The sequence below is a fragment of the Catenuloplanes niger genome, assembly GCF_031458255.1.
GTDB lineage: Bacteria > Actinomycetota > Actinomycetes > Mycobacteriales > Micromonosporaceae > Catenuloplanes > Catenuloplanes niger.
Genome location: NZ_JAVDYC010000001.1, coordinates 8847489 through 8868786 on the forward strand (window position 1 = coordinate 8847489; position 21298 = coordinate 8868786).

Below are 21298 nucleotides of genomic sequence, written 5' to 3' on the forward strand. Positions count from 1 at the left end.
CCGCATTCATCGGGCTTTCTCGTTTCCGTCAAGTCCGCGGGGGTAGGCGACCCGCTACCGAATCCCTGTGCACACCGTGCGGACCGCGACTCCGCCGGTCGAAGGAGCCGATCATGCGACGGACGACGATACTGCTGGTGGTCCCCGTTCTGTCCATGGCGGCGACCGGTTGCGTGGACCCCGGAGCGCCCCCGGTCGCCTCCGCGCCGGCCCCGGTGCCGTCCGCGTCCCGTGCATCGGTGCCGGCCGAACCGGTGACCACCTGTGTGCGCGGACGGTGGCGGACCACCACGGTCGGCTGGCACGACAACGGAGCGGCCGCCGGGGGCGACATCGGGGGAGGCGGCGGTGTCCTGGTGGACATAGCGGCGAACGGTGTGGTCACCGCGGACTTCGGCGGTATGCAGCCGGTCGAGTTCACCGTTCAGGTGGCCGGTGCGCCGGTCAACGGCACGTTCTCCTACACCGGCCGAGCCACCGGCACGATCGGTACCGGGCCCACCGTCATACCTTCCGCTTCCGGGCCGCCGAGCACGAACCCGGCGACGCCGCCGGCGCCACCGAGCACGACGGCAGAGCCGAATGAGCCGGGCGCCAGTGCGGGACCGAGCGGACCGGTCTCCGGATCGTGGACGGTGCAGGGGCCGGTGGACTGGAGCGGAGTCCGGCTCACGGTCGACATCACCGCCCCGGTGGCGGCGCGGCCGTTCGACGGTGTGCCGGTTGGCGATTACGCAGGCGCTGGGGCCACCCAGACCGGCAACGTGGTGGATGTCCGCCCGCTGCTCGACAACGGCCGCTACCTGTGCCAGGGACGTAGTCTCGTTCTGTTCTTCGGAGGAACCAAGAATCTCGGCTGGATCCTCTTTCCGCGACAGTGATCCGGAACGCCGGGCGACGCCGGTTCAGGTCATTGCATCGCTATTTCCGTCATCGGTTTTCTGTCCAGGCAGGCTTCAGGCTGTCCAACGTGGAGGCAGGTGCGGAGGCCCTTTCTCGGAGGGCCGTGAACGCGGTCGCCCTTACCGGGCCAGGGCCGCGGGCGCGCGCGTACCGACGGCCGTATGACGATGTTCGCGGTTCGGTGAAGTTCTCGTGACTCCTTGGCCGGCAGGGTTGCCGGGTTCGGTGACATCGGCGAGTGTGAGGGTAGGAGCTCAAGGAGGTGCACTGTGATAGCTGTGACCGACAATGCCGCTCGGGCGCTACGGCGAATGACGAATACCGACGTGTATCCGAATGCTGGGTTGAGTATTCGGAAGGTCAACGACAACAGATTCTCCCTCTCCGTCGTCCCGGCGCCCGCCGACAGTGATATCGCAGTTCCGGGCGTCAATGTGTATATGGACCGGTCGGCTGCCGCCGCGCTCGAGAACGCCAGACTCGATGCCAACGCGAATGCCGATCTCGCCAGTCAGATGCTGCTGTCCCGGCCGCACTGACCACGGCCTGCCGGTACCTCATCGTCCACACCGGACGAGGACCGTCATGACTTCGTCATCATCCGGGGCGAAGCCTGTCAAGAACGCACGGCACCATGGAGCCTTTTTCATCCTGCGCAGCGGTTGGCTTCGACGTGGTGCAGGGTGAGGATGGCCTGCACGATCGCGGTCGCGCGGCGTGGGCAGCACCGCAGTTTGGCCAGGATCTTCCAGGTTTTGAGGGTGGCGATCGCGCGTTCACCGCGGGTGCGGATCTTCGCGTGGGCGCGGTTGACGGCCTTCTGCCGGCGTGACAGCTTCGGTCGGCGGTGATGGCGTTTGAACGGCGTCCGGATGGCGCCGCCGGCGCCTTGGTAGCCCTTATCGGCGAAGGTCATCACATGTGCGCTGGTCAGCGCGTTGATGATGCCGTGGGTGCGGGCGGCGGTCAGGTCATGAACGGCGCCGGGTAGCGCGGCGGACGCACATACCAGGCGCCCGGCCGCGTCGGCGACGACCTGCACGTTGACTCCGTGACGTTTGTGTTTTCCGCCAGTTGTAGGGCTTCTGGTTGGCGACCCGGTCGATCGGGATCAGCGTGCCGTCCAGGATCGCGTACGCCAGCAGTCGGATGCGCCGCATCGCGGCGTCCAGGTCGTTGGCTGCTGCGCTGAGCAGGGTGATCGCTTCCTGGACGTAGCGCCAGGCGGTCGTGATCCCGATCTTGAACCCGGTGGCGAGGCGGGCGTAGGTGTCGCCGTTGCGCAGATGGGCCAGGGCGAGCAGGGCCTGACGGCCTGGGCCGAGTCGTCTCCACCGGGATTTGCGCTGCTGGCGGTAGCTACGGATGCGGTTGGCGAGGTGGTTCAGGGTCCGGCTGGACAACGAGATCGTGGACGGTAAGACAGCATGGCGAGGCTCCCGGTTGGGGCATCTGATCTTGGTCGATTGCTGTCTTACCGGGAGCCTCGTCCTACGTGGACACCGGCCTCCCACCCTGCCCGTGACCTGCACCGTCACGATGAAAAAGGCTCATGGTCTCCAGGCGGTGATCACGTACGCCGCCCGGTCCGGGCGGCCGCGGGCCGGACGGGCACCCGTGCGCCGGCGTACCGGTTCGGGCGCCGGCACACGGGTGCCCGGACATTCCGCTCACGGCCCCTGGACGCGTGGTGCCGCATCGGTGGCGAGTGCTGCGGAGCGCAGATCCCGTCGGGGAACTCGCCGTCGGCCCGGTTTGCACGCGACGCGCCTGCACACGCGTAGGAGTGAGACATGGCGGCGCTGCCTCTGCCGGACGACGGCACGGGCGAGGAAGCGCCCCGGCCCCGCGGCATATCAGGACTCGACGTACGGCTGACCTACCAGGTCGCGCACGACCTGCTGGCGGACGACCGGACCCGACATGAGCGAATCGTGGTCGCCGTGCGTGATGGTGTCGCCATCCTCAGCGGTCGCGCGGGCGCGGAGGTCCGGGAGGTGGCAGGTGGCATCGCCCTGCGTAGTACCGGGGTCCGTAACGTATGCAAGCGTATCGACGCGCCGGACACCGGTGTCACGGTCGAACGGCATCGATTCGACGCGATCGTGGCCGGACTCGTCTCGGAGCCGCCGCGGTGGGCCCGGCGGCCGCCGGCGGTGTCCCGGACCGGAGCGCTGGTGACGGCGGTCCTGTCGGCCGCCGTGTTCTGATCGCTGCTGCTTATCTCGGTGATACAGGCCGGCTGGCGGGGGATGCTGGTCGTGTTGCTGGCCCCCGTGCTGGCCGTCCTGGCTGTGCTGGCCGGGCGGGCGACGGTCGTGGCACGCCGCCGGTCACACCGGCGCTGAGGGTCCCGATCCGCAGCCGACGTCTCCATCCGGCACCGGCCGACCGGCGAGACGCGCGCGGCACCGCGGAACGTCATCGGACCGACATGCGTATGGAGATCTTCTGTCAAGCGCCGTGTGCAGGCTGAGGTATGTCATGGTTCCGGTACGAGGAAGGCGCGGCGATGGTAACGACGGCCTCCGTTGCGGCCCTGGTGGAGATCGAGATCAGGGACCGCTTCGACCAGCACACGATCGCGGGAGTGGCGGACGTCCTCGACGGTGCACAGGCGATCCGGCCGCACCGGCTCGTTCTGGACCTGGCCGGCTGCACCACCATCGACGCGTCTGCGGTCGATCTGCTGCTCGCCACCCACCGCAGGGTCTGGCACGACGGAGGCCGGCTGATTCTGCGACGCCCGTCATGCCGGGTGCATCGCCTGCTCGCCCTCGCCCACATCGCTGATGTCATCGAGGTGGAACTTGCCGCGGAGCCGGCTGTTGCCGTGTCGGGCCGCGCCGGGCCGGACGGAGAGACGCAATGACGGCGGTGCCGGGCGGGATCCCCGGGACGGTCCGGCTCATCTGCGATTCGTGCGGCGACGCGAACGACCAGCCTGACCACTTGGTGCGGGAGGACGAACTGGTGTGGCCGGTGGTCAGCGATGCGGGTTGGTCCGGCTCCGCCTTCGCCGCCGGACGTCATCTCTGCCCGGCCTGCCGAACCGCGCCGGAGACCCCGCCGGTCGAGGCGCCATCAGCAGTACCGGCCGGTGCGGTGGTCGCCCGGGGCGCCGGCGAAACTCTCGTCGCCGAGGTGACCGGCGCTGTCGATCGGCACGTCGCGGACACATTGCAGAACGCGATCGAGCGTGCGCCTGGAAGCTGCGCGAATGTCGTGCTCGATCTGGGTGGCGTGGCGATCGTCGACCCCGAGGGCCTGTCCGGGCTCGTTCGTGTGCGTCAGGCGTGTCGGCGTCGTAGCGGGCAGGTGTGCCTGGCCGCGCCGTCGAGATTCGTCCTGGCCGTGCTGCACACCATGCGCCTCTCCGGGGCCTTTCCGTGCTTCGCCGATCGTTCCGCCGCGCTGGCGTGGAGCCGGTCGTCCGCGCCGGACACCGTGAACGCCGCCGAGCCGGCTGACGGCGTCGGCTGATCCTCCGGTGCCCGACGGTACGAGCCGGCGAGTGCCACGCCTGCACCACCGGCGGATGGTCGCCGGCCTCGGCCGTCGGCTGGACCGCGCCCGTGGCCGTGACGGTTTGCGGACGTCAATGTGAGGTGCCGGGGTACGTAGCCGAAGCGGTGCGCCTCCGGCCGTGTTCTCCGGCATTCTCGTGCGACCGTGTTCAATGCGCTCAGGCCGACGCGGACCCAGCCGGAGCCGGCTGTGTGGCCGGCGGCGGAGCTGGGGCCGCCGACGGCACCGGCGCGGTCGCCGACGGCACCGGCGCGGTCGCCGACGGCACCGGCGCGGTCGTCGCAGGTGCTGACTCGGCTGGCTCGGGTTCTGACGATGGTGGTGAGGACGGTGGTGGTGAGGACGGCGGTGCAGCCGCCGAGGGCGAAGGCGACAACGGCCCGCCGACCGGCACGGAAGACGGGTCGGGTACCGCGTTGTCCTCGGTGGCACGGGTCGGCGGCGCCACGACGCCCGCCTCGCGTGAACGCACCTCGACCCGCACGCCACCGCACGGCGTACGGTCAATGGTGAACCCGGTGGGCAGGCCGGACACGGCCGGATCGAATCGGCCGCCGACCCGTACCGTGATTGCGGTGCCCACCGGCAGCCGATCCTGCGCGACGATGCGTACCGTCCGCTGATCCTGGGACCACGCGGTCGCAGGCCGCACCTCGGTCAGCGTGTGCCCGCGCGGTACCGCGAAGGTAAGGGCCCACCCCGTCAGCGCGAGGCGGCCGGTGTTGGTCACCGTCAGCGTCGCCGCGAACGTGCCGTCGGTGCCACGCCGGGTTTCGTACCGCGCCGAGCATGCCGGGCCCGCCGGCGCATCGTCCGCCGCCCTCACCCGGTCGGGAGCCGTACCACCGATCTGTGCCGCCACGATGGCCGCGGTCACCACCGCGGCGGACCCGGCCAGCACACCGGCGATGCGTCGCGGGCGTGCCGCCGGTGTACGCCCGGCCGGACATGCGTGCTCGGCCACCGCGGCACGCAGCTCGTGCGCGACATCACTGGCCGTGGGCCGCGCCCGCGGATCCGCTGCGACGCAGCGCCGGTGCAGGGACGCAACCGATGCGGGAAGTCCTCGCGCGTGCGGCGGCGCCGGCGACGGGCCGGTCCGCTGGCGGGATGTGGGCGCCGCGCGGCGCCCGGACAGGCACTCGCCGAGCGTTACCGCGAGCGCGTAGACGTCTCCGGACGGCAATGCCGGTCCGCCGTGCACCTGCTCCGGCGCGAGGAAGGCGAGCGTGCCCCAGACGCGGCCGGTCGGGTCGAGGGTTTCCCGGCCCGCCGGTGACGCTACACCGAAGTCGATGATTTTCGCGCCCTCCGCGGAGAGCATCACGTTGGCCGGCTTGATGTCCCGGTGCACGAGCCCGGCCGCGTGCGCCGCTGCCAGCCCTTCGGCGATCTCGGCGCACACGCGCGCCGCCTGCGCCCACGGTAGAGGGCCGCGGCGCAGGCGATCGGCCAGCGTCTCGCCCTCGATGAACTCCAGCACCAGGTACGGAGTGGTGTGGCCCCATGCCTCGTCCTCGCCGTAGTCGAAGATTCGGGCGACCCGCGGATGGCTCAACCGCGCCGCGGCGGCGGCCTCGTCGCGCATCCGCCGGGCGGAGGCCGGCTCCGGGTCCGATGCCGGCGACCACACCTTGACGGCCACCGTACGGCGCAATACGAGGTCGTGGCCGCGCCAGACGACGGCCATGCCACCGCGCCCGATCTGCGCGTCCAACCGGTACCGGTCTCCTATGCACCTCATCCTGGCCAACGCTGCCGGACCATCGTCTCGGATCTTCCGCGTCGGAGTGACGGATGGATGACTTTTCGCCGGAGCGGCCAGGTGCCGGCCGCCTTGCGGCCAGGACGATGGTGAATCATTCGCGGAGCGGGCGTACGGTGCGGGAATCCCGGCTGGATGACTTCGACTCCGGCGGTGAGATCCGCCGTCGCCGGTTCGCGCTCATGCCATCTGCGGCACCCTTCACGCTCTCGTGCCAATCAGGTGCAGACAAGCACGGAATGTCGATCACGTGCACTGCGGCCGCGCGTAAGACCCTATTCCCACATCCGCTCGTGTCCGTGAGCGACCAGCTTCTCGTCTCGACTACGTGCCTGTATGTCACACGTTTGACATGGAAGCGATCGGTCGGCGTGAAGCGCGTGGGGCAGGGTCGTATCGATCGGAAGATACCTGCCTGCCCACCCGGAGAGCCGCCGACACGCTGGTCGTGAGTGACTGCCACGGCGGTCCCTCCGGGAGATCATCGCCAGATGCGCGGGGCAGGGAGCCACTGGACGCGAGCATCGGCGCGACTGACGGGACTGTCACGTTCACCGTCACCGGGCGTCGGTTGCTCGTGGCGGAGAGGACGTCTGATGAGGCACGTGCCTGACGGCTGTATCCGGCCGCCGCAGAACGGCACCGGTCGTCGCTGGCCGGTCGCCCCGGTGCTGCTGGTGCCCGCCGGGAGCTGGGCGGGACGCCCGGCGTCGCACCATCGTCGCGGTGGTGACCGTACCCGTACCGTCCTGCTCTGAGAGACGGCTGACGCCGCGCCGCCAGGAGGGTTGATCGACCGGCCGGTCACGGGCACGGACGCTGCGGCCGTGAGGAGAAGCATGGGTATTCCGTACCCGGATGATGACGACCACGACGATGACTACCACCCGGGGCCGCATGCGGACGGCACCGGGGAGCCTGCCGATGAGCGCATCCGCCGGATGGTGGTTCACCGGCTGATGCGTGTCGCGCACCTGCGCGCCCAGCTCGCGCGGGTGTCCGTGCAGAATCGGGTCGTCATCCTGGAGGGCGACGTGGACACCGCGGAGCTGGCGGTGCGGATCGGCGAGGAGGTCTGGCAGACCCCGGGCGTCATCGACGTCTGCAACGCGCTTGCGATCCCCGGAGGCTGGGACGACGCGTTGCCCTGACGCGACCCGGTGTGGCCGGCGCGGTCTGCAACCCGTTCTCCTGCCGATCCGGTCGTGGGCGACGCGGGTCCGTGTCACCCGGCCCGCGCCGGTCCGGTACTCCGGACGGGGCTACTCGTCCTCGGCCAGCAGGCCTGCATAGTCACCGCAGGTGAGGGCGCCTTCGGAGAGTGACCCGTCGGCGCGTGGCACGCGGAGTCGCTGGCCGTCGCGGGTGAAGGAGACGACCGCGGTGCCGGGTCGTGTCGCGAGCGTGCAGACGATCTGGCCGAAGGCGAGTGCCTCGTCGCTGCGGCTACTGCCGTCCGGAGGGTCGCCGACGGTCACGACGGCCTCGGCGCCGTTGGGCCGGACCTCGCCGATGGTGGTTGTGCCGGTCAGCGCGCTGGACAGCCCCGCGGCGGTCTCCTGCGCGGTCGGTCCACTGAGCAGGTGCTGCAGGTGCTCAGCGAGACCGGGGTAGGCGTCGACGCTGCGGGTGACCGCGGACAGCCGGGAGTCGGCGACGAAGTAGACCGTCTCGGCGATGGCGCCGGGGGTGCCGGTGTCCGGCCGTGCCGATGCGGCGGCATCGTAGCGGCCGTTGGGCGGGGCGATGTCGCGTGGTGCCGTCTCCGGGGGGATGCCGCACGCAGCGACCGCAGTCAGCATCACGGCCGGTAGCGTCACAGCGGCGAGCCGTCGGGTGCTCATGCCGGTACCTCCGGAAGCTGGACCCGGAACCGTGCTCCGCCGTCCGGGCGGTTCTCGACCGTTGCGGTTCCGGCGTGCGCGGCCGCGTGCTGCGCGACCAGCGCCAGGCCGAGCCCGGTGCCGTCGGTACTGCCGCGGGCGTGCGCCGGACGTCCGCGGACGAACCGGTCGAAGATGACCTCGCGCTCGGCAGGGCTGACGCCCGGGCCCTCGTCGTCGACGACGATCTCGTAGCGGCCGTCCGCGTGCCGTAGCAGCAGTGCGGTGGGGCCACCGCCGTACCGGACGGCATTGTGCAACAGGTTCGTCATGATCTGCAGCACCCGCCGCCGGTCGACGTGCCACGACCGGTCACCGGTGACCATGATGATGCTCTCCGGCACGGCGCTGAGCCGGCACGCCTCCGCGGCGAGTTCGGTGACGTCGATCGTCGTGCGGTCCGCGGGCCGGTCGTCGCGGGCGAGTTCGAGCAGGTCGTTGACGAGCGACTGGAACCGGTCGACCTCGCCGGTCATCAGGTCCACTGCGGTCGCCATACGGTCGTCGAGCCGGTCGCGGCCGCGGCGCAGCACGCTCGCGGTGGCCGCGAGCGTCTGCAACGGGGAACGCAGCTCGTGGCTGACGTCGGCGGCGAATCGACGGTCCCGGGCCATCCGCGCGGACAGTTTGTCGACCATGTCGTTGAAGGATGACATCAGCGAAGTCAGGTCGGGGTCCGCGGCCTCGTCGAGGCGGGCGTCGAGGTGTCCGTCCGCGATGTCCTTCGCGGCGCCCGCGATCGTGCTGAGTGGCCGGAGCAGGTAGCGGGTGCTGTACCAGCCGAGCAGCGCGCCGGCTGCGCCGGTCAACACCGCGACGGTGGTCAGGACCAGCGCGAGCGTACGCAGCGTGGCGGCCAGTTCGTCGAGGGAGTCCAGCTCGTAGAAGGCAGCCGACGCCGACAGAGGGATGCCGATGACCATGGCGGGCCGGCCACCCGTGTGCACCCGCTGCACACCGGCCCGGCCGCTCTCCACCTGCCGGACGAGCGCGGCCGGGATGGCATCGGTGATGCCGCCATCAGCGCTCCGGGCGTGCCAGTCGCCCTCGATGCGCACGATCGCCCGGCGGTTGCCGCCGGTGTCCAGCAGCCGTAGCACCTCCAGCATGTCACCGCGTCCGGACACCACCTCGGCCCGGACCACGGTGGCGTCGAAGTACGCCGCGCGGATCGCGGCGCGTTCGCGCTCCTCCAGCAGCGATTCGCGGATCAGCTGGTACGAGATGAGCGCGACGGCGGCGGACAGCAGCACCGCACCGGTGGTGAAGGCCGCGATCACCCTTATCCTCAGCCCGGCCCGTCTCATCCAGCCATTGTCTCCCCGGACGAAGGCGAACGGTGCCGTCAGGGCGGGCTCCGACCGACATGTCACTCAATCGTCAAAGTGCCGCGCACCAGCGGGCACACGAAGACGCGCCCAGTCCGCGGGTGAGCGGACGTCGCTCGACGGAATGCCGGAAGAACTGCTCGGTGGTCCTGCGTCGGCGGTGATCGTTGCCGGTCGAGACGAGTGGCGGTGAAGAGAACGGATACGTCGGTGATGCACGTCCGCCTCCGTCATCGGATTGTCATGATGCGGAAGGGGCTCCGCCACATACGCGCACCAGGGTGAGTACGGACAACCCGGGACGCTCATCGAAGGAGCAGGACGTATGGCGACGCTGCCCGTGCCGGATGACGGTAGCGGCGCAGGCTCTCATGACCGCGATACCCGGCTCGCCTATCAAGTCGCACGTGACCTGATGGGCGAGGATCGGGACAGGTACCGGCAGATCGTGATCTCGGTGCAGAATCGCGTGGTCATCCTGACCGGTCGTGCGAGCGCGGCGACCAGGGACGCGGCCGCTGGGATCGCTCGGCACAGTTCGGGTGTCGCCGACGTGTGCAACCTGATCCAGGTCTGGGGAGAGCCGGCGGAGCCCGCCGGGGCCGGACACGCGGCGAGTGATCGGTCGCGTTTCGACGAGATCGTGGCGCCGATGGCGAAGGAAGCCGCGCGGTGGAGCGGCCGGCGGCCGGTCCACACGCTGGGGATCCGCACGCTCGTGGTGTCGGCGGTGACGCTGGGAACAGCCTGGTCTACATTGCTGATCGTCACTGTGGCGCTCGGCTGGCAGGCCGGCATCCTCGCCGCCGCGTTCGTGGCACTCGTCATGGTGATCGTGAATTCTCGCCGACTGTTGCGCTACGCGGCCGGTCGCCACACCGGCCGACCGACCGCACCGGGCACACCGCCGTCCTGACACGGCGGCGTCGGGCGCACTCCACGTCGGCGCTTGTGGCACTGCCATCGCGGCCGCCGATGGCTGAGCAGAAGACCTTCTCCCACGCGGGGAAATAGCCGTAAACCGTCTTCGCCGGCGGAAAATCATGCGGCAGGTACTCCCAGACGATCCCGGTCCACACCCCATACAGGATCGCGTTGACGATCTCACGAGATCATGCCGCCGGCGACCGATTCCCCAGTCCCGCCTGGTATCCAGCCATCCTCTGAGCACCGGCTCAAGCAGCGACCACCGCGCATCCGACAGATCACGGCGATACGCATGACGCTGCACCACAACAATCCAACGACTCGGCCCGATGCCGAAGCCCTCAAGAACGTGAAATTACCCGATTTAAGATCTGATGCCTTCTAACCGGACGTTGCAGGACTCCTTGCCGCCAGTGACCTTGCACTCCCTGACCCCGACCCGGAAGCTCAGTAAGGTGCACACATGCGGCGCGCACAGATCCTCACGGCAACGATCGTCATGATGACCGTCTCCGCGTGCGGCTCGGCCGACCCTCAGCCGGCCGTGACTCCGTCGGCAACGGTCGCGACCTCACCGCCGACGGCGATCGCAACCTCAGCCGCGGGTCCGGTCTCGTCGATCGCCGCGGAGGCTGGCACGGCGTGTGAGCTCGCGGCCGAGGCACCCAGGACCGGCGAGGCGATAGACATCGACGAACAGGCGATCAAAGCCATCATCGACAACGCCGGGAAGTCGGGCATCGAGAGCATCGCGCAGGCCGGCACGCAGGTACAGACCCGTTATGCGGCCTGGCTCGGCGCTCCGATCGGGGACGAGTCAGCGAACGCCCTCGACGATCTCCTGGACGCGGTAGCCGTGCTCAACGGCGCGTGCATCGACGCTGCCGTCCCGGCATCCTGAACCGCCTGTCAGGGCGGCCTGTTCGACGGCGACCTTCTCCGCTCCCGGACGGTGCCTTGTCCACCCGGACCACCGAGTCTTGGTGATCGCGAAGGCGAAGCGGCGAGATCCTTTGATCAGCCGGGCGAGTGCGTGCCGGGCCGGTGGCCTCGTCCACAACGATGATGGTCTGCGTGGTGTGGAAGTAGGTGATGAACCGGATCCGAGGGGCCTGTTCGAGGTTTTCGGAGCGGGGATTCGACGTGGTCCGCTATGGCTGTTCGTCCGGTGACTGCAGTCCAGTGGGGACATAGGCTCGGTCGGTGCGTGGTGTTGGATATGCCCGAGGCGGGCTGCTCTCGGTATCGCTGAAGATTTTCGCTCTCTGGTTTGTGGCGGCGTTGCTGGCCTGGCCGGTGGTGGTGCTGGTGAGTCCGGGTGGCACGGATTCCGCCGGTGAACGGCCGGGTACGGCTGCGCTGTGGCTGTCGGTCGCACTGGCGCTCGCGGTGGCGGTGGCGTGGTGGTATCGGCCGGTGTGGCCGGGCCTGCGGCTCTTTCCGTTGCTGAGCCGCGGTGCCGCGGTACTGGCGGCGACCTCGGGCACGGTGCTGGCTTGGCATGCCGCCGGGATGCCTTACTGGGGACTGGCCGGACCGGCCGGAGGGAACGCGCTGTTCGCCGTGATCGGATGTGTTGCGGTCTGGGCGGCGCTGGACCGGCTACCACCGGCCTGGCTCGCCCTGCTCGGCGCGTTGACGCTGGGCGCCGGCATCGCTCTCGCTGTGGCCGTGGACGCGCGTGGTGCCATGGCGGTGCTGACCGGCGAGGAGACCGGGCCGGAGTCGGGGCTGCGGTGGGGAATGGTCCTGACGATGGTGCAGATCGCGGCGGTGGCGCTGCTCGTCATAGCCGGGTGGCGGTTGTTCGATCAGTGGCGAACGGGAACGCTCGCGCACGCCGGTGATCGTAGCCAGGGACAGTGGCCGCCGAAGGCCGGCCAGGTCTGGTATGCCGATGTACCGTTCCAGGAGGGGGACGGCGAGTCGAAAGACCGGCCGGTTCTCGTGGTGCGTACCGGCCGTCGTCAGGCCGAGGTCCTGAAGATCACGAGCCAGGACAAGTCACGGTATCCGGACCACTACCTGTTCCTGCCACACCCGAAGTGGCGGCAGGTGCTGGACAAGAACAGTTGGCTGGAATTACGCCCGGTCACCCTGAGCTATCACCGTTTTCACAACCTTCGCGGGCTGGCTCGCTACGGCACGGTGCGTACGGTGCGCAAACGGGTGAAGACCCACCCGGCTTCCTGAACGCGTTGATCTTCTGTTCCGCGCCGGAATTGATAGAGTGCCGTCAATGCCGGGGGCGAACCAGCCGCTGGCTGCGCGGACTCCGGACCTGAAGTCCGGTTGGAATGAGTACTGCAACGGTGGTCGGCGGGCGCAACGTATCGATGATCGATTAGTTGGGTTTGGTCGTGATGGACGTCGATGTTGCGGATTGGTCGGCGCAACTGGACCGGTTGCATGACCGGTTCGGCTATCGATGTACGCGGTCCGAGCCTCGGCGGCGGGTCCGGCAGTACTGCCCGGGCTGTTCGCCGGCGTGGACCCGGATGAACGGCTGGACCCTCGCCGAACAGGACCGCCGTTGCAATACTTAGGAGAGGTAGCGGTCGTGGCAGCGAAGTTCGGCGTCGCGGCGACGTGCGACGCAGCCGCTGATTCCGCGGAACGGTTGTTCGCTTCCTTGCAAGCTCCCGGGCGGCGAGAGGCCGCCCTTTCGAACTTTGTCGATCACGTAATCCGTGCGGGAGACATCGCCAGGGCTGAGAAACTCATCGCCACCATTCCACCCGGATATCGACGGGCGGCCCAGGGGGGACTGCACGCTGCACGCCATGCGTTGAGGAGCGGCGGAGGTTGTTCGCCGAAGCGTGTGCGCGTGGCCCGTCCCGGACCGAGCAGGCGACGGATCCGGCGCGAACGTCATGAGGGCTTTCGCCGGGCCGTGGACAACTGTCAAGAAGACGCGGGATGTCCGGTGGCTGCCGCGCGCCACGCGACGCCTTCGGCGCAGATGCATGCATGATGTCACGCTATTGACATGTAACCGACCGGCCGACGTCAAGCCGGCTGGGCATCGTTCTCCCGGTCCGGGCGGCACGCGCCCGGGTCCGGAGGGAACAGTCATCATGCTGGTCATGACCGATACCGCCGCCAGTATCATTCGGGAGATCGTGCACGGGCACGCGCCGACGAGCGGCCTGCGGATCAGCCGCAACTCCGCGGACGGTGCGCTGGACGTGGCGGTGACCACCGAGCCGGTCGCCGGCGACCACGTGATCGAGCAGGACGGCGCGGCCGTGTTCGTCGCCGAGGAGAGCCGCGAGCCGCTGATGGGCAAGGCGCTGGACGCGAGCGTCAACATGCAGGACGGCACGGTCACGTTCCTGGTCACCGAACGGCCACCGGCAGCGGGCACCCGCTGAGCCGGTCCGCCGGGGTGCGGCCGGTCCGGCCAGTAGGCTTTCCAGATGGGTGAACCGGCGGACCGGCTCAGCGCGGCGGAAGAGGTGATCACCGACGCGCTGCTGGCGTTGAGCGTCGGCCAGCTGGTCGTCCGGGGAGGTCCAGCCGACCGCGTCGAACGCCTGGTAGGCCCCGGCGGAGTCACGCACGTCGTCGTGGTAGCCGAACGTGTGGGTGGTGAACGGCCGCCCGTTCTCGTCGAACTGTGTGATCGACCGCAGCAGCGTCTTGCCGAACGCTCCCGTGGCGTAATCGAGCTCGTACGCGCGGATCGGCAGGTTGTCCAGCGTGACCTCGACGCGACGCAACAGGTCCGCGGTGACACGCTTGAACCCGCCGCGTGCGTCGATCGTGACGTCCGGGCGGCGCGGCTCCTCCAGTTCCCGGTCGCGGATGAACGTGATCGCATACGGCCCGTCGGAGTCCGCGTCACCGGTGTAGGTGATCTTCTGCGGGTAGAGTGCGCGCCCCGGCACCGTGCCGCCGGCCACGCCTGCGTCCTCCTGGGTCACCGAGTGAAACCGGATGACGTTGCCGTGCGGGTCGCGCAGCTCGCGCAGCGCCCACTGGAACACGTTCCCGGCGCCGTCGGCGAGCGTGGACCCGGCCGCGCCGCCGTACAGCGAGCGGTTCCCGGACCGGTCGACGACCTCCCAGGTGTAGTCGCGCGGCGAGCCGCCGTGCCGGGTGATCCGCGCGAACTCGCCCTCGACGCGCGTGTGGAACACCTTCTCGGCGGTACGAGCGACCGGTGTGCCCCGGAACGCGACCGGGGTCAGCTGCCGGCCGCCTAGCAGGTACGTCTCGGTCTCCAGCCCGCCGTCGTAGCGCGGCACACCGAATCGGGTGTCCACCGTGATCGACGGGACGGCCATGTCCCATCCCACTCCGAGCCAGCCGTTGCCGCCCGCGGACGAGTAGCCCATCTGCAGCTGCGGTTGCAGGCCCGCGCGGCCAGGTGGCACCTCGATCGGGTACGACAGCCGCGCGTCACCGGTGTGCGTCGCGCCGGGCACGCTCACCAGGTTCACGCCCGCGCCCGGGTCGCCCGTGGTCAAGTTTTTGATCATGGTCGGGTCGAACGACGTGGCGCCCGGGCTCTCCGGCGCGGTGACCACCGCGTTGACCATGTCGGTGAAGTGGTCGGTGCGCGACACCACCGTGTGCGCCTCCTCGTCGACGCGCACCCGTTCCAGCGCCCGCCAGCATCCGGTCGACTCCTCGAAGAAGAACGTGTGCACGTCCTGCGGCCCGAACGATGCACCCACCCGCTCCGGGTCGTACGGGATGGACACCTCGACCGGTGCTGCGAACCGGAACGGATGCGGCGTGAACCGGTAACCCGCGCGTGGCCCCTCGGTCACGTTCGTCATGCCGGCGTCCAGCGGCGGCAGTTCCGCCTCGGTCAGCGGCGTGATGCCGATCGGGACCGGCTCCGCGACGGCGCCCGGCCCGAGACTCAGCGTGGCACCGTCGTAGGCCAGCGTCGCGGCCGTGTCGGCGACCGTGCGCTGAAACTCCGGGACGAGCGCGGCGGCGGCCGGTGCGGCCAGCCCGCAGGATACGGGCGCGACGATCCCGGCCGTGGGGCCCGGCGTCGCGGTGCGCTGCCGATCGCTGGCCGTGATGCTTCCGGCCGCGAGCGTGAGGACCAGGAATGCGGCGCCGGCCCGGCCGGGCGCCGTGCTGATGCGGGCGAGCGTGAGAGCCATGTCCGGATACATTTCCAGCGGCCTGTGCTGGAAATGTTGTGGTGGTGTTGCGGTGCTCGTGGATCGACGCATCTACCCGCGTGACTGCCCTCGCGCTACAGTGTGACGTCGCAGCAAAACCCACGATCGCACCTGAGCGGATTGCGGATGGAGTTCAAGCTGCTGGGACCGGTCCGGGCACTCTCCGGCGGCACGGCCGTCGACGTGGGCCCGCGCAAGCAACGGCTGGTGCTCGCCGTGCTGCTGTTGGAGGCCGGCCGGCTCGTCGACAGCACGGGCCTGATCCGCGCCTGCTGGCTGGACGAGCCACCGCCGACCGCCCACCGCGTCATCCACGCCCACCTCAGCCGGTTGCGCACGGCGCTGACCGGGCACGACGTGGCACTCACCCGGCACGGCGCCGGATACGTACTCGAGATCGACCGCTCACTCGTGGACGCGCACCGCTTTCGCGACCTGATCCGGCGTGCGGCCGTGGCCGGCACCGACTCCGAGCGCGTGGCGCTGCTGGAGCGCGCGCTCGGACTGTGGCACGGGCAGCCGCTGGAGGACGTGGCCGCCGGCGAGACACGGCAGCGGCTGTGCGGCGGGCTCACCGAGGCCCGGACGACCGCGATGCAGGACCGCTGGGACGCACTGCTGCGGCTCGGCCGGCATCGGTCCATCTTGGACGAGCTCGTCACCGCCGCGGGCGAGGACCCGGGCCAGCAGCGGGTGACCGGGCAGCTGATGCTGGCGCTGTACCGCGCGGGCCGCGCCGCGGAGGCACTGGAGACCTACCGCGCCTACCGGCGCCGGCTGGTCGACGACTACGCGATCGAGCCCAGCGGGGAACTGCGTGCCCTGGAGACCGCGATCCTGCGCGGCGCTCCCGGGCTGGACGCCGGCCACCCGCCGACGGGTCCGACACCGAACCAGTTGCCGCCCGCCGTACCCGGGTTCACCGGGCGCGCGGACGCGCTCGCCGTACTCGACGAGGTACCGGCCGGTGCCACCGTGGTGCTTTCCGGCCCGGCCGGCGTCGGTAAGACTGCATTGGCCGTGAACTGGGCGCACCGGGTCCGGGACCGCTTTCCCGACGGCCGCCTCTACGTCAACCTGCGCGGCTTCGACCCGGACGGTCACCCGGTCCGCGTGGCCGAGGCGATGCGCGACGTCCTGCACGCGCTCGGCGACCCGCACGACCGGAGCCCGTCGACGCTCAACGCGCAGACCGGCCGCTACCGCAGCCTCATTGCCGGCCGGAAGATGCTGGTGCTGCTGGACAACGCGCGTGACGCCGCGCAGGTCCGGCCGCTGCTGCCGGCCACGCCCACTGCGACCACGCTGGTGACCAGCCGCGACCGGCTCACCTCACTACTGGCGGTGGAGGACGCCTGCCCGCTGGCACTGGACGTGCTGCCGCCCGGCGAGGCGCGCTCGCTGCTCTCTCGCCGGCTGGGCGCGCGCCGCACACTCGCGGAACCGGCCGCCGTGGCCACGATCGTCGAGGCGTGTGCGCGGCTGCCGCTGGCACTCAGCGTCGCGGCTGCCCGGGCCCGCGCGAGCGGCTTCCCGCTGGCCACGCTCGCCGCCGAACTAACCGGCCCGCGCGGCCCGCTGGACGCGCTGGACGGCGGTGACCCCAGCAGCGACGTGCGCGCCGTGCTGGCCAGTTCGCTCACATTGGTCTCCGGCGCCGCCGCACGGCTGTTTCAGCTGTTCGGTGCCACCGCATGGCCGGAGCTGACCGTGGCGGCCGCGGCCTCGCTGATGGACCTGCCATCGGACCGGGTGCGCCCGCTGCTGACCGAACTGACCCGCACCGGCCTGCTCTCGGAGCACGCCCCCGGCCGCTTCACCTGCCACGCCCTGCTGCGCCGCGTCACACAGGACGTCCTTCTCCGGTAGCCACGTGGACTCCTGCGTGTCGTCTCGAAACCGGCGGACCTGTTTCTCTCGCACACCGTCCCGCCGAGCGATGCATCTCGCCCTGCTACCCCTTGATTGGGCTGTCTCCATTTGGTGGGCCGGAGTGTTGGAGCGCGGCGTTGACGAGCACAAGGACCAAGACGAGCGCTACTTGATCGCCGTAACCACCCACGGAGAACCTTCCGAACGAACGACGTGCACAGATCAACCCCTAGTGTGCTGCGGAGTCGAGGTCTTTGATGGAACATCTAGAGGCGGCCGCTACCGGACCGAGGCTTGTCGTGCCCCGGGGCGGGAACCACGAGCGTCATCCGTGCTCGTGGTTCCCGCCGACGCGCGGTTACCTGCGGCCGTACAGGCCGGCGGCGAGGCTGACGCCGGCGGCGGCCAGCGCGACTTGGATGGCCAGCTCGATCCAGTCAATGCCGCGGGTATCGGCCACGCCGAGCCCTGCAGCGATGAAGGTGCCGATAATGGCGGCGACGATGCCGATCAGGATCGTCAGCCAGATGGGGATGCGCTGCTTGCCGGGTACGACGAGCCGGCCGAGCGCGCCGATGACGAGGCCGATGACGATGGCGGTGAGGATGCCGGAAATCTCCATGATCGAAGGGTTCCCGGGCAGGGGGTCATCGCAAACGGCTGCGACGGTGATGAGCGGGAACCGTACGCACCGTGTCACGGAACTGTCATATGCCGGGCCGGAGAGATCCCCGGAACGGACCCGCGATTGACTACTGGCGATGCATTGGGAGCCGGTCGGCGGTCAGGATGACGCCCGCGACACCGAGTCCGGCGAGCACCGCCTGGAGAAGAATCTCGATGGGGCTCACGCCCGGGGTGGCGACGCCGCCCAGCCGTGCGGCGATGGTGCCGAGCACCGCGGCTCCGATGCCGGCGGCAAGCGGTAACCAGAACGGCACCTGCCGGTCCGCGGGAACGAGCCGGTAGCCGCTGAGTCCGAAGAACGCGCCGAGGACGATGGCGGTCACCAGGCTGCTGATGGTCATCGCATGCCACCTCCGATGACACCGTGGAAGCACCTCATGCTCATCCAGGGTGCAGGGTGCGGCCGTCAGTGCCCGGCCGAACGGGTGACAGTTCCGTGACAAATCCCGGCGACCCGACGCCCAGGTGCCAGCCGCGCGTCCGGCCAGGCATCATGCCGGTATGACTACCGTCTTGCTGATCGAGGACGACGACCGGATCCGCAGGTCACTGACCATGGCCCTGGAGGACGAGGGGTACGCCACCCGTGGCTTCCCGACCGCCGAGGAGGGTCTGGCGGCGCAGCGGCAGCAGGCGGCCGACACCGTGCTGATCGATCTGATGCTGCCCGGCATGGACGGTTTCACCTGCATCCGGGAGCTGCGCCGGCACGACGACGTACCGATTGTGGTGATCAGTGCCCGCGACAACACCCATGACATCGTAGCCGGGCTGGAGGCCGGCGCCGACGACTACCTGGTCAAGCCGATCGAGGTGAAGGAGTTGGCGGCCAGGCTGCGTGCGCTGCGCCGCCGGGCCCGTGGCACGTCGGCGGGCATCACCGTGCTGTCCTTCGGTGACCTGGAGATCCGGCCGGAGGCGGGAGAGGTGTTCTTCGGTGGCGTACCGGCCGCTGTCACCCGCACCGAGTTCCGGCTGCTGTGCGAGCTGGCCGCGCACCCCGGTCAGGTCATGTCCCGTGAGCTGCTGCTGGAACGGGTCTGGGGCTACACGATCGGTGACGACCGGCTGGTCGACGTGCACGTGCGGCGGCTACGGCCGAAGATCGAGACCGACCCGACTCGTCCGCGTCACCTGGTCACGGTCCGTGGTCTCGGTTACAAGCTGCAGCGATGAGGCCGATGGGGCTGCGCGCCCGGGTCACCGCGGCGTTCGCGCTCGGCGCGCTGCTGCTGTCGGCGTGCGTGACGCTGGTGTCGTACGAGCTGACCCGGCACACCCTCGCGGCGGAGCGGGAGAACACGGCGGTCCGGGCGGCGTACTTCGACGCGGCGGTAATCGACGCCGGCCTGACCGGCCGCACACCGGACGTCCTCGGGTTGCTGCGGTCGCTGGACACTGGCGCCGACCGCAACGTGCTGCTGCAGTGGGGCGATCGGTGGTACTCCCGCACCGCCGACCTGCCCGTCGGGGACGCGGTGCCGCTGTCGCTTCAGCAGATGGCGCAGCGCGGCGAGGCCGGCGCGCAACGCATCCACCGGGACGGGCAAGCCACGCTCGTGGTGGCCGTGCCATTGTCGGAGACTGCGGTCTTCTACGAGATGGTGTCGCTGCGCGAGCTCGAGCGCACGTTGCAGGTCCTCGCGCTCGTGCTGACCGCCGTCGCGATCATGATGGGCGCTGGCGGCGCCGCGGTCGGCTGGTACGTCACCCGGCACGCGCTCGGTCCGCTAGACGCGGTCGTGGACTCCGCCCGTAAACTGGCCGAGGGTGATCTCAACGCGCGGATAGACCCGCGCACCGAACCTGAGCTGGCTCAGTTGTCCGCCTCGTTCAACCACATGGCGGACGAGTTGAGCCGGCGGATCGCGCGCGACCGGCGGTTCGCCGCGGACGTCAGCCACGAGTTGCGCTCACCGCTGCAGACGTTGTCCGCGGCCGCCAGCGTGATCGACCGTCGCAGGGACGGACTCGACGACCGGTCCGCGGAGGCTGTCGTCATGATCACCGAGGAGATCCGCCGCTTCCGGGTGCTCGTCGACGACCTTCTCGAGCTGGCCCGCAGCGACCAGCCGGCGCAGCGGGAGGCGACCGATGTGCCGCGGCTCGCCGGGAAGGTGCTCCGGCGCCGGGACCTGGCCGAGGACCTCGTTGAGGTGCTGCCGGGAACACCCGCTGTCTGGCAGGTCGACGCCCGGCGCGTCGAACAGGCGCTGGGCAACCTCGTCGACAACGCCCAGCGCTACGGCGGCGGCGTGACGGCCGTCCGCGTCGGGCCGGGATTCCTCGAGGTCGATGACGCGGGCCCGGGCGTGCCCGCCGACCAGCGCGACACCATCTTCGACCGGTTCGTGCGCGGCCCGGCGGCTGGCGCCCGGGGCGGGACCGACGGCACCGGGCTGGGACTGTCCATCGTCGCCGAGCACGCCGCCGCCCACGACGGGCACGCCGCCGCCCACGACCGCCCCGGCGGCGGCGCGCGCTTCCGCATCGAACTCGGCGGGTGTCTCCCGTGAGGCGCGGGACTGCGTTGCTGGCCGTCGCGCTCGTGGCCGGGTGCGGTCTGCCGGCCGACGACGAACCGCATTCGGTCAGCCTCCCCCGGCAACCGTTGACCGCGCCGCTGCCGAGTGCCGTTCCCGCCCGTCCCGGCGCCTACGTCGAGATCCTCTGCCTGGTCCGCGACGGGCGCCTGGTGCAGGCGGTCCGCCGGATCGACACGCCGCCCGACGCGCAGCGGCACCTCGACGACCTGCTCGCCGGGCCGGACGAGTCAGAGCGCGACGCCGGCATGACGACCGCGCTCACCGGCCTGACGCTGACGGTCACCCGCTCCCCCGGTGGCGGCGAGGCACGCGTCGAGGTCGCCGAGACCGACGAGTCGAAGGCCATCACCGACGACACCCTCACCTACGGCCAGGTCGTGTGCACCCTGACCTCCCGCGCCGACGTCAGCGCCGTCGTCTTCACCCGTGACGGCGCACGCCTGGAGGTCCCGCGCGCGAACGGGGCGCTGTCCCGCGATCCGCTGACCGGGCCGGACTACGCCGCCCTGATCACCACGGCCTAGACGCTCTGCCCCGTTCACCCAGACGTGGTGACAGAAGTCGGGCGTTCATATGACAGAACAGAGACATCCGCGGTGCGCCGTGGCGGACATCGACCGGAAGCCGTAGACAGGAGTTGGCGCCGGCGCAGCTCGTGGAGCCTGACAGCCTTGAGATCTCCTGGTCAGCGACGGTTCCGGCAGGCAACACT

At 70.2% G+C, this 21298-nt stretch carries 21 protein-coding genes and 1 pseudogene; 14 read left to right on the forward strand and 8 right to left on the reverse strand.

From position 1 onward, the window contains the following. The first annotated feature begins 239 nt into the window (after nucleotides 1-239). Nucleotides 240-881 carry a hypothetical protein gene (locus tag J2S44_RS38830; RefSeq protein WP_310424911.1) on the forward strand — a complete coding sequence of 214 codons (642 nt, stop codon included), beginning with the start codon at nucleotides 240-242 and terminating at the stop codon, nucleotides 879-881. A gap of 300 nt (nucleotides 882-1181) precedes the next feature. Then, entirely contained in the window at nucleotides 1182-1442 is a 261-nt protein-coding gene (locus J2S44_RS38835; RefSeq protein WP_310424913.1) for a hypothetical protein, read from the forward strand. A 107-nt stretch (nucleotides 1443-1549) separates the two neighbouring features. On the opposite strand, the pseudogene J2S44_RS38840 reads toward J2S44_RS38835, so the two are convergent. Beyond that, a pseudogene (locus J2S44_RS38840) lies at nucleotides 1550-2360 on the reverse strand (transposase family protein). 336 nt (nucleotides 2361-2696) lie between these two features. On the opposite strand from J2S44_RS38840, the gene J2S44_RS38845 reads away from it, so the two are divergent. The 3 genes from J2S44_RS38845 to J2S44_RS38855 all read left to right on the forward strand — a co-directional run bounded on the left by J2S44_RS38845 (nucleotide 2697) and on the right by J2S44_RS38855 (nucleotide 4386). Next, nucleotides 2697-3113: a BON domain-containing protein gene (locus J2S44_RS38845; protein ID WP_310424916.1), complete on the forward strand. Its 417-nt coding sequence runs from the start codon at nucleotides 2697-2699 to the stop codon at nucleotides 3111-3113. Nucleotides 3114-3445: 332 nt separating this feature from the next. Beyond that, nucleotides 3446-3775 (forward strand): STAS domain-containing protein, encoded by a 330-nt coding sequence (locus J2S44_RS38850; RefSeq protein WP_310424918.1) that lies wholly within the window; start codon nucleotides 3446-3448, stop codon nucleotides 3773-3775. Continuing rightward, nucleotides 3772-4386: an STAS domain-containing protein gene (locus J2S44_RS38855; protein ID WP_310424920.1), complete on the forward strand. Its 615-nt coding sequence runs from the start codon at nucleotides 3772-3774 to the stop codon at nucleotides 4384-4386. The genes J2S44_RS38850 and J2S44_RS38855 overlap by 4 nt, the downstream gene beginning before the upstream one ends. A 202-nt stretch (nucleotides 4387-4588) precedes the next feature. Here the strand turns inward: J2S44_RS38855 and J2S44_RS38860 are convergent, their stop codons facing one another. Continuing rightward, nucleotides 4589-6175 (reverse strand): serine/threonine-protein kinase, encoded by a 1587-nt coding sequence (locus tag J2S44_RS38860; protein WP_310424922.1) that lies wholly within the window; start codon nucleotides 6173-6175, stop codon nucleotides 4589-4591. Between the two features lie 617 nt (nucleotides 6176-6792). Between J2S44_RS38860 and J2S44_RS38865 the strand changes: the two genes are divergently transcribed. Both J2S44_RS38865 and J2S44_RS38870 read left to right on the forward strand, forming a co-directional pair. Next, a complete protein-coding gene (locus J2S44_RS38865) occupies nucleotides 6793-6954 on the forward strand; it encodes a hypothetical protein (protein ID WP_310424923.1) in 162 nt (53 codons plus the stop codon). An 81-nt stretch (nucleotides 6955-7035) separates the two neighbouring features. Beyond that, nucleotides 7036-7347 (forward strand): BON domain-containing protein, encoded by a 312-nt coding sequence (locus J2S44_RS38870; RefSeq protein ID WP_310424925.1) that lies wholly within the window; start codon nucleotides 7036-7038, stop codon nucleotides 7345-7347. Between the two features lie 111 nt (nucleotides 7348-7458). Here J2S44_RS38870 and J2S44_RS38875 read toward each other — a convergent pair whose 3' ends face one another. Both J2S44_RS38875 and J2S44_RS38880 read right to left on the reverse strand, forming a co-directional pair. Then, nucleotides 7459-8040, reverse strand: coding sequence for a GerMN domain-containing protein (locus J2S44_RS38875; protein WP_310424927.1), 582 nt, complete (start codon nucleotides 8038-8040; stop codon nucleotides 7459-7461). Beyond that, the gene (locus J2S44_RS38880) at nucleotides 8037-9386 is read right to left on the reverse strand and encodes a sensor histidine kinase (protein ID WP_310424929.1); all 1350 of its coding nucleotides are present in this window, start codon (nucleotides 9384-9386) and stop codon (nucleotides 8037-8039) included. Before J2S44_RS38880 ends, J2S44_RS38875 begins: the two co-directional genes overlap by 4 nt. Before the next feature lie 346 nt (nucleotides 9387-9732). Between J2S44_RS38880 and J2S44_RS38885 the strand changes: the two genes are divergently transcribed. Further along, the gene (locus J2S44_RS38885; RefSeq protein ID WP_310424931.1) at nucleotides 9733-10323 is read left to right on the forward strand and encodes a BON domain-containing protein; all 591 of its coding nucleotides are present in this window, start codon (nucleotides 9733-9735) and stop codon (nucleotides 10321-10323) included. Here the strand turns inward: J2S44_RS38885 and J2S44_RS43075 are convergent. Next, the gene (locus J2S44_RS43075) at nucleotides 10232-10486 is read right to left on the reverse strand and encodes a transposase (RefSeq protein ID WP_374727947.1); all 255 of its coding nucleotides are present in this window, start codon (nucleotides 10484-10486) and stop codon (nucleotides 10232-10234) included. The genes J2S44_RS38885 and J2S44_RS43075 overlap by 92 nt on opposite strands. Nucleotides 10487-10797: 311 nt before the next feature. Here J2S44_RS43075 and J2S44_RS38895 point away from each other — a divergent pair, with 311 nt between their 5' ends. Next, complete coding sequence (locus J2S44_RS38895; RefSeq protein WP_310424933.1) at nucleotides 10798-11235, forward strand: hypothetical protein; 438 nt, start codon at nucleotides 10798-10800, stop codon at nucleotides 11233-11235. Nucleotides 11236-11537: 302 nt separating this feature from the next. Continuing rightward, a complete protein-coding gene (locus tag J2S44_RS38900; protein WP_310424935.1) occupies nucleotides 11538-12527 on the forward strand; it encodes a type II toxin-antitoxin system PemK/MazF family toxin in 990 nt (329 codons plus the stop codon). Between the two features lie 788 nt (nucleotides 12528-13315). On the opposite strand, the gene J2S44_RS38905 is transcribed toward J2S44_RS38900, so the two are convergent. Next, entirely contained in the window at nucleotides 13316-15460 is a 2145-nt protein-coding gene (locus J2S44_RS38905; protein WP_310424937.1) for a SpvB/TcaC N-terminal domain-containing protein, read from the reverse strand. A 147-nt stretch (nucleotides 15461-15607) separates the two neighbouring features. Here J2S44_RS38905 and J2S44_RS38910 point away from each other — a divergent pair, with 147 nt between their 5' ends. Continuing rightward, complete coding sequence (locus tag J2S44_RS38910; protein WP_310424939.1) at nucleotides 15608-17350, forward strand: AfsR/SARP family transcriptional regulator; 1743 nt, start codon at nucleotides 15608-15610, stop codon at nucleotides 17348-17350. Between the two features lie 361 nt (nucleotides 17351-17711). Here J2S44_RS38910 and J2S44_RS38915 read toward each other — a convergent pair whose 3' ends face one another. Together J2S44_RS38915 and J2S44_RS38920 are read right to left on the reverse strand one after the other, a co-directional pair. Further along, nucleotides 17712-17975 carry a GlsB/YeaQ/YmgE family stress response membrane protein gene (locus J2S44_RS38915; RefSeq protein ID WP_310424941.1) on the reverse strand — a complete coding sequence of 88 codons (264 nt, stop codon included), beginning with the start codon at nucleotides 17973-17975 and terminating at the stop codon, nucleotides 17712-17714. A gap of 130 nt (nucleotides 17976-18105) precedes the next feature. After that, the gene (locus tag J2S44_RS38920; protein ID WP_310424943.1) at nucleotides 18106-18381 is read right to left on the reverse strand and encodes a GlsB/YeaQ/YmgE family stress response membrane protein; all 276 of its coding nucleotides are present in this window, start codon (nucleotides 18379-18381) and stop codon (nucleotides 18106-18108) included. 160 nt (nucleotides 18382-18541) lie between these two features. Here J2S44_RS38920 and J2S44_RS38925 point away from each other — a divergent pair, with 160 nt between their 5' ends. From J2S44_RS38925 to J2S44_RS38935, 3 genes are read left to right on the forward strand one after another with little or no spacing between them, the layout of a single operon-like run. After that, on the forward strand, nucleotides 18542-19216 hold the full coding sequence (locus J2S44_RS38925; RefSeq protein WP_310424945.1) for a response regulator transcription factor: 675 nt from the start codon (nucleotides 18542-18544) through the stop codon (nucleotides 19214-19216). After that, nucleotides 19213-20556 (forward strand): sensor histidine kinase, encoded by a 1344-nt coding sequence (locus J2S44_RS38930; RefSeq protein ID WP_310424947.1) that lies wholly within the window; start codon nucleotides 19213-19215, stop codon nucleotides 20554-20556. Before J2S44_RS38925 ends, J2S44_RS38930 begins: the two co-directional genes overlap by 4 nt. Continuing rightward, nucleotides 20553-21110 (forward strand): GerMN domain-containing protein, encoded by a 558-nt coding sequence (locus tag J2S44_RS38935; RefSeq protein WP_310424948.1) that lies wholly within the window; start codon nucleotides 20553-20555, stop codon nucleotides 21108-21110. The genes J2S44_RS38930 and J2S44_RS38935 overlap by 4 nt, the downstream gene beginning before the upstream one ends. Nucleotides 21111-21298 lie beyond the last annotated feature (188 nt).